Annotated in this window: 12 protein-coding genes; 5 read left to right on the forward strand and 7 right to left on the reverse strand. The window is 69.4% G+C overall.

The annotated features are described in order from the left end of the window. Window positions 1-4: 4 nt before the first annotated feature. Window positions 5-865, reverse strand: coding sequence for a fumarylacetoacetate hydrolase family protein (locus tag IAE24_RS05600; protein ID WP_199959217.1), 861 nt, complete (start codon window positions 863-865; stop codon window positions 5-7). A 154-nt stretch (window positions 866-1,019) separates the two neighbouring features. Between IAE24_RS05600 and IAE24_RS05605 the strand changes: the two genes are divergently transcribed. After that, window positions 1,020-1,964 carry a LysR family transcriptional regulator gene (locus tag IAE24_RS05605; protein WP_013800697.1) on the forward strand — a complete coding sequence of 315 codons (945 nt, stop codon included), beginning with the start codon at window positions 1,020-1,022 and terminating at the stop codon, window positions 1,962-1,964. Between the two features lie 86 nt (window positions 1,965-2,050). Here the strand turns inward: IAE24_RS05605 and IAE24_RS05610 are convergent, their stop codons facing one another. After that, window positions 2,051-2,446: a RidA family protein gene (locus IAE24_RS05610; protein ID WP_016445482.1), complete on the reverse strand. Its 396-nt coding sequence runs from the start codon at window positions 2,444-2,446 to the stop codon at window positions 2,051-2,053. Between the two features lie 156 nt (window positions 2,447-2,602). On the opposite strand from IAE24_RS05610, the gene IAE24_RS05615 reads away from it, so the two are divergent. Then, entirely contained in the window at window positions 2,603-3,493 is an 891-nt protein-coding gene (locus tag IAE24_RS05615) for a LysR substrate-binding domain-containing protein (protein ID WP_199959215.1), read from the forward strand. A gap of 17 nt (window positions 3,494-3,510) precedes the next feature. Here IAE24_RS05615 and IAE24_RS05620 read toward each other — a convergent pair whose 3' ends face one another. Next, entirely contained in the window at window positions 3,511-4,473 is a 963-nt protein-coding gene (locus tag IAE24_RS05620; protein ID WP_199959206.1) for a 2-hydroxyacid dehydrogenase, read from the reverse strand. Next, window positions 4,470-4,883, reverse strand: a complete 414-nt coding sequence (locus tag IAE24_RS05625; RefSeq protein ID WP_012207434.1) for a VOC family protein — start codon at window positions 4,881-4,883, stop codon at window positions 4,470-4,472. The genes IAE24_RS05620 and IAE24_RS05625 overlap by 4 nt, the downstream gene beginning before the upstream one ends. Before the next feature lie 131 nt (window positions 4,884-5,014). Here IAE24_RS05625 and IAE24_RS05630 point away from each other — a divergent pair, with 131 nt between their 5' ends. Next, on the forward strand, window positions 5,015-5,869 hold the full coding sequence (locus tag IAE24_RS05630; RefSeq protein ID WP_199959204.1) for a LysR substrate-binding domain-containing protein: 855 nt from the start codon (window positions 5,015-5,017) through the stop codon (window positions 5,867-5,869). 16 nt (window positions 5,870-5,885) lie between these two features. On the opposite strand, the gene IAE24_RS05635 is transcribed toward IAE24_RS05630, so the two are convergent. Beyond that, window positions 5,886-6,890 carry a tripartite tricarboxylate transporter substrate binding protein gene (locus IAE24_RS05635; protein WP_043822121.1) on the reverse strand — a complete coding sequence of 335 codons (1,005 nt, stop codon included), beginning with the start codon at window positions 6,888-6,890 and terminating at the stop codon, window positions 5,886-5,888. A gap of 51 nt (window positions 6,891-6,941) precedes the next feature. Further along, window positions 6,942-8,129, reverse strand: coding sequence for a M20 family metallopeptidase (locus IAE24_RS05640; RefSeq protein WP_199959202.1), 1,188 nt, complete (start codon window positions 8,127-8,129; stop codon window positions 6,942-6,944). A 70-nt stretch (window positions 8,130-8,199) separates the two neighbouring features. Between IAE24_RS05640 and IAE24_RS05645 the strand changes: the two genes are divergently transcribed. Both IAE24_RS05645 and IAE24_RS05650 read left to right on the forward strand, forming a co-directional pair. After that, on the forward strand, window positions 8,200-8,964 hold the full coding sequence (locus IAE24_RS05645; RefSeq protein WP_043822117.1) for an IclR family transcriptional regulator: 765 nt from the start codon (window positions 8,200-8,202) through the stop codon (window positions 8,962-8,964). A 163-nt stretch (window positions 8,965-9,127) separates the two neighbouring features. Then, complete coding sequence (locus IAE24_RS05650) at window positions 9,128-10,546, forward strand: RtcB family protein (protein ID WP_199959200.1); 1,419 nt, start codon at window positions 9,128-9,130, stop codon at window positions 10,544-10,546. A 15-nt stretch (window positions 10,547-10,561) separates the two neighbouring features. On the opposite strand, the gene IAE24_RS05655 is transcribed toward IAE24_RS05650, so the two are convergent. Beyond that, complete coding sequence (locus tag IAE24_RS05655) at window positions 10,562-12,523, reverse strand: sigma-54-dependent Fis family transcriptional regulator (protein ID WP_199959198.1); 1,962 nt, start codon at window positions 12,521-12,523, stop codon at window positions 10,562-10,564. Window positions 12,524-12,842 lie beyond the last annotated feature (319 nt).

Genomic DNA, 12,842 nt, shown 5'->3' on the forward strand with positions numbered 1-12,842 from the left:
GGAGTCAGACGGCAGCGCTATCAGTGCCGACGCGATTGCGCAGCACGCCCAGGCCCGTGATCTCGACCTCGACCACATCGCCATGCTTCATGTACAGGGGCGGCTCGCGGCGGTCGCCCACGCCGCCCGGCGTGCCCGTGGCGATCACATCGCCGGGCGACAGCGGCGTGAAGCGCGACACATAGGCCACGATGGTGGGGATGTCGAAGATCAGATCGCCCAGGCTGGCCTGCTGCATCACGCTGCCGTTCAGGCGGGTCTGCAGCGCCAGGCTGCGCACGTCGGCCACCTCGTCGCGCGTGACCAGCCAGGGACCGAAGGGTGCCGTGCCGGGAAAGTTCTTGCCGGGCGTGAACTGGTGCGTATGGCGCTGCCAGTCGCGCACGCTCACATCGTTGAAGCAGGCATAGCCGGCGATGTGGTCGAAGGCATCTTCCTTTGCAATGTGGCGCCCGCCCCGGCCGATGACGAAGGCCAGCTCGCCCTCCCAGTCGAAACGCTCCGAGAAGGCCGGGCGCAGCAGCTCGTCGCCATCGGCGGCCAGGCTGTCGTTGAAGCGCAGGAACAGCGACGGGTGCTCGCTGTCGGCGCGCCGCGTCTCGGCCACATGGGTCTTGTAGTTCAGGCCCACGCAGATGAGCTTGCCGGGGTTGGGGATGACGGGCAGCGCCTGGGTCTGCGCCGCATCGACGGACACGGCGCCGGCCTGCAGGGCCTGCTCCAGCTCGCCCAGCGCCTGTGCGCGCAGCACGGACAGCAGGTCGGGATGGCGGGCGAGAAATTCGGCGGGCGGCAGCAGGAAGCGCTCGGCCAGAACCTGCCCGTAGCGGGGCTGTCCGGCATGGATGAAGCTGGCGAGTTTCAACGGATTTCCTTAGGTTCGGTGTCTGGAAAACCTGCCAAGGCAAGGCCGCTGGCAAGGCATGACTGCACTGTAGAAATCCCGTTGATATCTGGATAGATAGAATTTCAGGCTTTCAGAATTGCCTCATCAGGCATACCTCAACCGGGTAACCACCATGCACCTGCCCAGCGTCAAGCTCTTCCTCGAGGTCTCCGAAGCCGGCAGCATCAGCAAGGTCGCGGCACGGCGGCACACCGTGCAGTCGCACATCAGCCGGCAGATCAGCGAGTTCGAAGCGTCTCTGGGCGGCCCCTTGCTGCGGCGCACGGGCCGGGGCGTCACGCTGACGCCGCTGGGCGCGCGGGCCGCGCTGCGGCTGCGCAGCTGGCTGCAGGAAACCGAGCAATTGCAGGAAACACTGCGTGCGGACGCAGGCCAGCTATGGGGCGAGGTGCGGCTGGGCATCGTGCCTTCGGCCGCGCACCCGCTGATGACGCATGTGTTCGACTGGCTGCAGCGCGAGCACCCCGGCATACGCCTGAACATCACCGAGGCCCAGGGCACGGAGCTCGACGCGCTGCTGGACAGCGGCGCCGTGGACCTGGCCATCCTCTTTCGCTTCGCGCGCCCGGCCGGCGGCGACGAGCGGCTGCTGAGCACCGCGCACAGCTATCTGGTGTCGCGCCCTGGCGACCCCTTGACCCTGGCGCCCACCACGGAGTTCGCCGCGCTCGACGGCCTGCAGCTGGTGCTGCCGCGACGCCCCAGCCATTGGCGCGATGCGCTCGATGAGGCCGCGCACAGCCACGGCTTTCGGCTCGCGGCGGCCGCCGAGGCCGACTCGCTGACCGTGCAAAAGGAGCTCGTGGCCCACGCGCCCGGCCTCTACTCGGTGATCGGCCCGTATTCCATCGATGCCGAACTGCGCCAGGGCCGGCTGCAGGCCAGCCGCCTGGTCAACCCCGGCCTGGTGCGCCATGTGACGCTGGCCCTGCCCCGGCACGGCAAGCTCACCCAGGCCTGCCGCGTGGTGGGCGATGCCATCGAGGCCTTGACGCAGGCCTGGGGGCAGCAGCTGTCGCCGGGGCCGCTGAGCACTTCGGGACTGCTCGGCGGTTGAAGGGATCAGATATCGGCCCCATCGGCTCCAGTCGTCGGCCATGCACGCCGTGGCCAGGCCATCGGAACACAACGGCCGCAACCATGTCAGCGCGCCTGGCCATCACGCACGGCTGCAATGGCTTCGATCTCGATCATGGCCGCCGGGTCGTACAGCGCCTGGATCTGGGCAATCGTGTCGGCCGGATAGGGGGCGCCGAAGAACTCGCGGCGCAGGGCAACCACCTCGTCGAAGTGGCCCATGTCGGTGACGAAGATGGTGACCTTGATCACGTCCTTCAGGCTGGAGCCGCCCGCCTCCAGCGCGCGGCGCAGATTGGCAAACGCCTGCCGGCCCTGGGCCAGGAAGCCGCCCGGCACGATGCGGCCATCGTCTCCGGCGCCGGCCTGGCCGGAGATGAACAGCAGCTCGCCAAAGCGAATGCCTTGCGACAGCAAAAACGGCTCGTAGGGGTCGGGTTGCGTGGTGACACGGTGCAGCATGGTTTCATTTCCTTCATCCATCCCCGGCAGGATCGCGCTTGGGGCATGGGTGGACGATAGGGAAGCCGGATGATTGCGACAAAGGTTCATTTGTCAGGCATAAGATGAGTTTTCCTCACCCCATTCCTCACCCGACCCTTGCGTCCTCCAGCCCTCATGCAACGCAACCAGCTGCCGCTTTCCGCACTGCGCGCCTTCGAGGCCGCCGCACGCCTGGGCAGCTTCAAGCAGGCCGCCGACGACCTGGCAGTGACCCCCACGGCCATCAGCCACCAGATCCGCGCGCTGGAGGAACAGCTGGGCCTGGCGCTGTTCGATCGCCAGGTACGCAAGGTGGTGCTGACCGAGGCCGGCGCCCAGCTCTATCCGGTGCTGCGCGATGGTTTCGACGCCTTTGCCGCCACGCTGGAGCGCCTGCTGCAAAAGCGCCTGCGCGCCCAGGTCAGCATCTCGGCCACCAATGCGTTCACCGTGAAATGGCTGGTGCCGCGCATGGCCAGCTTCCGCGCGATGCACCCCGAGGTGGACCTGCAACTGCAGGCCTCGGACGATGTGGTGGACCTGCGCTCTCATGCCGTCGATATCGCCGTGCGCTACGGGCGCGGCCCTTATCCGGGCCTGGTGGCCGAGCCCCTGTTCAGCGACCGCTTTGCGCCCGTGGCCAATCCCCGGCTGGGCGTGCTGGGTCCGGCCGACCTGGCCCGCCTGCCGCTGATCCGCTTTGACTGGAAGACGGCGCACGCCAGCAATCCCACCTGGGAGCGCTGGTTTGACGAGGCAGGCCTGGCCTGGAATTCACCGGCGGGGCAACTGCGCTTTTCCGATGAGGGCCATGCCATCCAGGCGGCCATTGCCGGCCATGGCATTGCCCTGGTGAGCCTGGCCCTGGTGGCCGAGGACATTGCGGCCGGCCACCTGCTGCAGCCCTTCGGCCCCTCGATCACCGGCCATACCTACCATCTGGCCGTGGGCGAGCAACGGAAGCCGAGCCCCCATGTGCGCGCCGTCATGGACTGGCTCAGAAGCCAGTCCATGGCCGTGCCGTAGCCGAACCGTAGCCGCCCTCAATAGCCCCGTGCCGCGTCCACCGTCTGCGGCAGCTCGCCGCTGGCGCGCCAGCGCCGGATGTTGCCCGCCACGATGGCCGATGCCGTCGCGCGGTCCGTGGGTGCCGAGATGTGGGGCAGCACGGTCACGGCGGGGTGCGCCCACTGCCAGGACGATTCGGGCAGGGGTTCCTGGTCAAACACGTCCAGCACGGCATGGGCCAGGCGGCCGCTGTCCAGGGCGGCGCGCAGCGCGGCATCGTCCACGATGGGGCCGCGCGCAAAGTTGATCAGCGAGGCATGGGCGGGCAGCGCGGCCAGCGCCTGCGCGCCGACGATGCCGCGCGTCTGCGGCGTGAGCGGCAGCAGGCATACGAGGATGTCGGTCTGCGCCAGCATGGCGGGCAGCTCGGCATCACCCGCATGGCATTGCACGCCTTCCATCTGCCTGGGCGTGCGGCTCCAGCCGCGCACCTGGAAGCCTGCCGCCAGCAGCCGCCGCGCGCTGGCTTCGCCCAGTGCGCCCAGGCCCAGCAGCGATACCGTCCTGTCCTGCGCGCGCACTCCGTCATGCACCAGCCATTGGCGCGCGGCCTGCTGCCGGGCATAGCGCGGCATGTCGCGGTGCAGGTACAGGGTCCAGGCCAGCACGGCCTCGGCCATGGTGTCGGCCAGTTGCGGGTCCACCAGGCGGACGATACGCAGGTCGGTATCGCCCAGGTCGGCCACCAGGCGCTCCACGCCGGCCCAGACGCTGTGCACCCATTGCAGGCGCGGCAGCGTGCGCAGGTCGGCAGGCTGGGGGTTTGCGACGATGGCGACCTCGCAGGCCGCGCGCTGGTCGGCATCCAGCGTATCGAGCGCCACCACGCGCTCCTCTGGCAGGGCGGCCTGCAGGGCCTGCAGCCAGGCCTGGGCGGCCGGGTAGCCGGGTGCGCAGAGGAAAGGGAGCGGGGGGAGCGGGGGCAGCGAACCGCTCATTTGGCGAAGACCTTGTCCAGGTCGGCAAAGCCCTTGACCTCGATGGGATTGCCGCTGGGGTCGCGGAAGAACATGGTGGCCTGCTCGCCAGGCTCGCCCTCGAAGCGGATGCCGGGTTGAAGCACGAAATCCACCACGCCGCCGGACAGCCGCGCGGCCAGGGCCTTCCAGTCGTCCATGGCCATCACCAGGCCCAGGTGGGGCATGGGCACCATGTGGTCGCCCACGCGGCCCGTGTTCGTGACCGGGAAGGGCTCGCCCAGGTGCAGCGAGATCTGGTGGCCGAAGAAGTCGAAGTCCACCCAGGTCTCGGTGCTGCGGCCTTCCTGGCAGCCGAGCAGCGTGCCGTAGAAGGCGCGCGCTTCGTCCAGATCGCGGACATGGTAGGCAAGGTGGAAGCTGGTGCGCATGGCTGATCCTTTGGTTGTGCTTGTGGTGCAGGCAGGTTCGCAGGCCGTGGCCTGCCGTGGGTGGCGCGAGCCTAGCAGAGGCTTTTCGAAAGTGATAGCGTTGATTTCTTTGCAATCCTCAAGGAAATCTTTTGGAGACCCGCTATCTCAAGAGCCTGATCGCCGTGGTGGACAGCGGCTCCATCGCCGATGCGGCGCGCGCCGAGCACCTGACCGCCGCCGCCGTGGGCCAGCGCGTGCAGGCGCTGGAGCGCGAGCTGGGCTTTGCCCTGCTTTCGCGCAGCGGCCATGCGGCCCGCCCCACCCAGGCCTGCCTGGCGCTGCTGCCGCGCGCGCGGCGCCTGGTGCGCGAGGCCGCGCTGCTGGGCAGCGATGCCAGCGCCGATGGGCTGGCCGGCATGCTGCGCATCGGCGCCATCTCGACCGCGCTCACGGGCATGCTGCCGGCCGCGCTGCGCAAGCTCACGCAGGCGGCGCCGCAGTGCCGGCCCGTCATCGTGCCGGGTACCTCGCGCGCACTGTTTCAGATGCTGCAGGCCGGCGAGCTCGATGCCGCCGTCATCGTGGCCCCCCCTTTTGAACTGCCCAAGGCGCTGCGCAGCGTGCAGCTGCGCCGCGAGCCGCTGGTGCTGCTGGCACCGCCCCAGGCACGCGGCCGGCCTGCCGCGCTGCTGCGCAGCCTGCCCTACATACGCTACGACCCCGATGCCTGGGGTGGCCGCCATGCGGCCGACTGGCTGGCCGACCAGGGGCTGGAGCCTGCGGTGCTGTGCGACCTGGACGCGCTGGAGGCCATTGCCATGCTGGCCGCCGACGGCATGGGCGTGGGCCTGGTGCCGCACTGGACAGGCCTGGAACGCTTCATGGGCGACTGCCGAATGCTGCCCATTGCGGGCGCCGCCTATGAGCGCGCCATCTGGCTGGTGACCAGCGCCGAGCCCGACCTGCCGCGCATGGCCGAGCTGCTGGAGGGCGCACTCGCGTAGGTTGCGGCCTTTGTTCTCAATCCGCCTGCACGTAGCCCGTGACGCGGATCATCTCCCGGTACTTGGCGATCTCGCGCGCATAGGCGGCCGCTGCATCGTCCAGGCCCATGGGCTTGGCGACGTCACGGCCGTCAGCCTCCAGTTTGGCGATGACCTGCGGGTCCAGCAGGGCCTGGCCGATGGCCTGGTTCAGGCGCTGCTTGACGTCCTGCGGCGTGCCCCGCTTGACGAAGTAGCCCGCCAGGCTGGCGTACTCGAAATCGCGCAGCGCCGGCACTTCGGTGATGCTGGGCACGGCCGACAGCACGGCAGGCCGGTTGCGCGACAGCACGGCCAGCGCCCGGAAGCGGCCGGTGCGGATCATCTCCAGCATGGACGCCTGGAACGGCATGATGCTGAAGTCGATCTGGCCGCCGGCCAGGTCCTGGATCACGGGCGCCGTGCCCGCATAGGGCGCGTGGGTGAACGGCACCTTCACCACCTTGCCCATGTACTCGGTGATCAGGTGGTAGAGCGAGCCCACGCCCACCGAGCCGTAGGTCAGCGAATTGCTTTCGTTGCGCGAGCGCGCCAGCGCCAGGAACTCTTCCATGTTCCGGGCCGGCAGGCCAGAACGCACCAGCAGCACCAGGTGGGTGACGGTGATGTACTGCAGGTTCTCGAACGCATCGGGCTGGTAGCGCACGGCCTTGTTGGTGAGCGGCGGCAGGATGAGTTCGTTCTGCGTGCCCTGGAAGAACATGCTGCCGTCGGCCCTGGCGCCCAGCACTTTGGATGCGGCAATCGTGCCCGTGGCGCCGCCCAGGTTCTCCACGATCACCTTGGCCGCCAGTCCCTCGCCTATGGGCTTGCTCAGAATGCGGGCGCTGACGTCGCTGGGCCCGCCTGCCGGGTAGGGCACCATCAGGCTGACCGGGCCGGGCGCCGAGGCCGCGGCAGGCTGCAGCAGCAGGGGCGCCAGCGGCAGGCCGGCGGCGATTTTCAGGAGCGAGCGGCGTGTGGGCAAGGCAAGTGGATTCATGAAAGTGCACCAGGCAGTGGCTTGAGGGGGAAGGCGGGAATCAGGCGCGCCCTACCACCGGGCGTGGGGCAGGCGCGCAATGGTGTGGAGCACCGCCAGGCCGCGCGGGACGATGGTGTCCACCTCGCAATACTCGTCGGTGGTGTGGAACTTGCCGCCCACGGGGCCGGTGCCGCACAGCGTGATGGCGCCCAGGCTGGAGGTCACGCCCGAGTCCGCGCAGCCGCCGCTGAACTCGCCCTCGGCCTTGTGGCCCAGCGCGCCCAGCTCGGCCTGGTACAGCTCGAACAATTGCTGCGACTGCGGCGTGGGAACGAAGGGGCGGAACTCGCCGGTGATGTTCAGCGTGGAGCGCGTGCCCTGGATGAAGGACTTGTCGCAGATGCAGCGGATGCGGCCCACCAGGGACTCGCGCTGGTCCAGGTCGAAGATGCGCAGGTCGATGGCCGCCTTGGCCGACGGCGCAGACGTGTTCACCGACAGGCCGCCCGACACCAGGCCCACGTTGACGGTGACGCCCTTGTCCAGGTCGGTGAGCGCGTCCAGCGCCACCACCTTGTGCGCCAGCTCCGAGATGGCGCTGATGCCCTCGGCGAAGTTGGCGCCCGAGTGCGCCGCCTTGCCCTCGATCTCCACGCCGAAGAACACGCCGCCCTTGCGGCCCGTGACCACGTTGCCCGAAGGCCGCCCCGGCTCCGCATTGAAGACAAAGCCCGCCTTGCGCGCAAAGGGCTCGATGACGGACTTGCTCAGGGGCGAGCCGATCTCCTCGTCGCAGGTGAACAGGCCCGTGACCTCGGGCGCAGTCTCCGCGCTGTGGGCCAGCGCAGCCAGCAGAAAGGCGTTCATGACGATGCCCGACTTCATATCGGCCACGCCCGGGCCGTAGGCCCTGCCGCCTTCGATGCGGAACGGCCTGCGCGCGGCCTCGCCTTCAGGGAAGACCGTGTCGCAGTGCCCCATCAGCAGCACGGGCCTGCCCACGGTGCTGCCCGCGTTCACGGTGACCGAGATCGCGGCCTCCACGCCATCGACGAAATGCGGACTGACCTGCAGCCCCTGGCCCAGGAAGAAGGCCTCCAGGCGCCGGAACACGCGCGCCACGCCAGGCTTGTCGAAGCTGCCCGAGTCGATGTTGACGATGTCCGCCAGCAGCGAAAGCATGTTCTCCCGCTGGCCCTTGATCCACTCCGACGCGCCGACCGCCCGGTCCGCACTGACAATGGCTTGCTGTGGCATGCGCTGCCTCCGTATTTTTCAATACTTGGTATTGTTATTTAATACTTCAGATTCACAATCAGGTAAAACGATGATCGAAAACGCGTTGTATGTGGGCTCCGTGGGCAAGGCATTCCGCGTGCTGGACTGCTTCAAGGGCGCGGCGGGAGACCTGAGCCTCACGGAAATCATGGAGCGCAGCGGCCTGGACAAGAGCGCCGCCCAGCGCTACGCCTACACCCTCAGCGCCGAGGGCTACCTGCAGCAAAACAGCCAGACCCGCCGCTACCGGCTGGGCCCGGGCGTGCTGGACCTGACCTTCCATTTCCTGCGCACCCATGCGCTGGCCGAGGCGCTCAACCCCCTGCTGCTGCAGCTGTCCAAGGACACGGAGCAGAAGATCAGCCTGTCGCTGCGCGACGGCGACTGGCTGGTGCACGTGCTGCGCCACCAGACCAGTACCGAGCACTACCACGCCTCGCTCGTGGGCCGGCGCGTGCCCCTGCAATGCACGGCAGGCGGGCGCGCCGTGATGGCACGGCTGGACGAGGCGCAGGTGGAGCAACTGCTGGCCCCCGGCCGCCTGCTGGCCAGCACGCCCCGGACGCTGACCACGGCCAAGGCCGTCCAGGCGGAACTGAAGAAGGTGCGCGAGCGCGGCTACGCCATGGTGGTCGATGAATTCATCATGGGCGAGGTCGCGCTGGCCGCCGCCGTGGTCGATGCCGACGGCGTGCCGCTGGGCGCCCTGCACCTGAGCGGATCGTCAAGCCAGTGGAGCGGTGCCGACTACGCGAAGAAGTTCTCGCCTCTGCTGCTCAACGCCATCGCCCAGTACGAGCGGCGCAACGCGTAGCGCCTGCCGTTCAGCGCGGATCCCGCTATACTGCGCCCCTTCTTTCTTGAACGAGCTGCTGCAGGAAAGACGTTTTCCGGGCCTTTGCCGCCCGGGTGTCTTTCATCGTCCGTACACCCATCGGACGCGGCGAGCGCCAACCAGGCCTCGCGGATCTGCAGCCATGAGCACTCCTCAACGACTCCAGCGTGCCTTTGCACGCACGGGCATCTCTCTCGACTATCGCGACGGCATCTACCACGTGCGCGATGGCCAGGCCGAGGCCCACATTCTTCTTCCCGACAGCCTTCCCCTGGAGGACAAGGCCGTGCGCCAGCTGCTGGCCTTTGCGGCCGTGCGCCGGCATGACGGCCAGGGCAGCCACGGCGCCGTCTGCCGCGCCTGCGCCACGCCCGACTTCCATCCGGGCACGGTGGCGCCCGTGGGCAGCGTGGTGGCCACGCCATCGGACTTCGTCATTCCGGCCTCCATCGGCACGGACATCAACTGCAGCGTGCGCCTGCTGACCACGGGCGCCCGGCTGGACCAGCTGGCACCGCACAAGGGCAGGCTGGTGGACTTGCTGACCGCCAGCCTGCTGGGCAGCGGGCGCGACGTGCCCGTGACCACGGCCGCCTTCCGCGCGCTGTTCGACCACGGGCCGGCCGCCTTTGTGGACCGGCTGAACGGCCAGGGCCTGTGGGGCCATGTCGACAGGGACCGCCTGCACCGCGAGCTGGCCGCCTGCATCGGCCTGGACAGCTTCGCTGGCAGCGCCCGCCACGCGCCCCATGCCTATCTGCAGGAGCGCCATGCCGTGTTCCGCGACCCGTGCCTGGGCACGGTGGGATCGGGCAACCATTTCGTGGAACTGCAGGTGGTCGACGAGGTGCTGGACCGCCACGCGGCCTACCGCGCCGGCCTGCGCGCGGGCGACGTGGTGGTGATGATCCACAGCGGCTCGCGCGACCTGGGCTTTTACGTGGGCCAGGCCTGGATGGACCGCGCCCGGGCCGAGTGGCCGCAAGGCGTGAAACACCCGGCCAGCGGCCTGTACGGCCTGTCGGGTGCGCTGGCCGGCGAGTACCTGCAGGCCATGGGCGTGGCGGCGCGCTATGCCTGGGCCAACCGCGTGGTGCTGGCCGAGCTGGTGCGCAAGGACCTGGAGCAGATCGTGGGCGCAGCGGATTCGCGCCTGGTGGTCGATGTGCCGCACAACGTGGTCCTGCAGCAAGGCGGCATGAACATCCACCGCAAGGGCGCCACGCCGGCCAACGAGGGCGACTTCGCGCTGATCCCGGGGTCCATGGGCGATGCCTCCTACCTGGTCACGGGCCTGGGCGCGGCCGACTGGCTCTGGTCCTGCAGCCATGGCGCGGGGCGGCGCATGCGCCGCCAGGCCGTGCGCGCGCTGCGGCCCGAAGCCCGCGCAGGCCATGCGGGCGAGCAGAGCTGGCAATGCGTGACGCTGCGCGAGGAGCGCCGCATCGAGGAGGCGCCAGAAGCCTACAAGCCCATCGGCCCGGTCATCGAGTCGCAGGAGGCCGCCGGCCTGATCCACGCCGCCGTGAAGCTCAGGCCCTGGATCACCTTCAAGGCCTGAGCACCGGCAGGCGCCTCACTGCAGCCGCAAGCCGTCCGCCGCACGGTCCTGGGCCAGCTTGCGGTACAGCGTCTGGCGGCTGATGCCCAGCATGCGCGCGGCCTGGGTGACATTGCCCCGGCAGTTCTCCAGCGCCTGCCGCACGGCCGAGCGCGAGAGTTCATCCAGGCTCTGCGGCGCAGCGTCGAGCCGGGGGCCGCTGCGGGCGGTCTGCGCCAGCTCGGCCTGGAAGTCGTCGGGCAGGTGCTGCCATTGCAGGCAGTCCTCATGGGGGTCGAGCATGGCGCAGGCCGTTCTCAGCACGCTGGCGCACTGGCGCAGATTGCCGGGCCAGCCATGGCCGGCCAGCTGCGCCAGCAGGGCCGGTGCCATGCGCAGCGGGCGCGCGGGTTCGATGTCGGCCAGCATGCGCGCGGCCAGCGCCTCGAAGTCGCCGCGCTCGCGCAGCGGAGGCAGCTCCACGGCCAGGCCGTTGATGCGGTAGTACAGGTCGGCACGAAAACGCCCCTGGTCGGCATCCTCGCGCAGCCTGCGGTTGGAGGCGCTGACCAGCGCGAAATCGACCGCAACGGGCGAGCCACCGCCCAGCGGCACCACCTGCCGCTCCTGCAGCACGCGCAGCAGCCGGGTCTGCAGCGACAGCGGCATGTCGCCGATCTCGTCCAGGAACAGGGTGCCGCCGTGCGCCTGGCGCAGCAGGCCCGCCTGTCCTTCGCGCCGCCCGCCCGTGAAGGCGCCCTGGCGGTAGCCGAACAGCTCGGCCTCGATCAGCGACTCGGGCATGGCCGCGCAGTTGATGGCCACGAAGGGGCCGTCGCGGCGCGGCCCGCTGTCGTGGGCCGCGCGCGCAAACCATTCCTTGCCCACGCCGGACTCGCCCTGGATGAGCAGCGCAATCGGCTTGCCCAGCACGCGCCGGGCCTTGTCGGCCGCCGTGCGCCAGCGCGCATCGCCCGTGTCCAGCCGCGCCAGCGCATCGCGCGCCGGCTGCTGCGGCGCCTGTTGCTGTTGCTGTTGTTCTGCAACCCGCTCCACGACCGAGGACCGGACCGTGCGCCGGTCCGGCACCAGCTGGCCGAACAGCGCCGTGCCGTCATGGCGCCGCAGCGGCTGGGCCGCATCGGGCTGGCGGTGCTGGCGTGACAGCAGCTCCTCCAGGCCTGCGTCCAGCACCTGCTCCAGCGACACGCTGCCCAGTTGCCCCCGCGACAGGCGCAGCAGGGCCAGCGCGGCGCGGTTGGCGCCCACCAGCCATCCGTCCGCGGAGATCAGCGCAATGCCTTCGGCCACCGTGCCAATGCCTTCGGGCCGCGCGTGCAGGTGCAGGCGGATGTGGCGCTGGCCGTCGCAGGCCATGAGGCGGTTTTCGATCATGCGGGCCGCCGTGCCGACCAGGCCCAGCGTGTGCGGGCTGCCCCGGCCATGTTCGCTGGAGATGTCAAGGATGCCCAGCAGCTGTCCCGTGCCCGACAGGATGGGCGCCGCCGCGCAGGTGAGAAAGCCGTTGCGCTCCAGGAAATGCTCGCCGCCCTGGATTTCGATGGAGTCCATCTCGGCCAGTGCCGTGCCGATGGCATTGGTGCCGCGCTGTGCCTCATGCCAGGACGCACCGCTGGCCAGGGCCACGCGCTCGGCCTTGCCCAGAAAGAAGGGGTCGCCGCAGGTATCCACCAGGGTGCCGCAGGGGCCGGCCAGCACCACCACGCTCTGGCTGCCGCGCACCTGCTCGGACAGGTATTCCATGACGGGCCGTGAATGCGCCAGCAGCGCATGGTGGCGGCTGCGCAGCACACCCAGCGCGTGCTGCTCCAGGTTGTCGGCGGCGCCCAGCCGTCCTGTGGGACGCAGTCCCTGCTCGATGCAGCGCTGCCACGAGCGCGCCAGGCGCTCGTCCACCAGGCCGCTGGGGCACAGGCCTGACTCCATCAGGCTGTGACGGGCCTGGCGCAAGGCCACAAGGGAGGCTCTCGATTGCATGCTGTCTCCTGCTCGGGCGTCATTGCGCCACGTTGCAGATCAGTATGCGGGGCCGGCGGGCACCGGGCAAGCCAAGTGGCAGGCCAGGCGCCCGACTGTTCCATTTCTGGACAGTTGTCCTGTTGCGCAACGTCACGGCACAGGGCGAACGCGCACGGGAATACCCGCAGCAGCCACGTCCCGCGGGCCTTTGCGGGCACCTGGCCTGCGGCCTGCGGGCTGGCACGGCTTTTGAATCATGTCTGCCGTCCGGCCATGGCCGGATATCCCGATCCACACCCGATCACAACAGACCCATAAGCATCCTCAGGAGACAAGC

The sequence above is a fragment of the Delftia sp. S65 genome, from assembly GCF_016516495.1.
Classification (GTDB): domain Bacteria; phylum Pseudomonadota; class Gammaproteobacteria; order Burkholderiales; family Burkholderiaceae_C; genus Comamonas; species Comamonas acidovorans.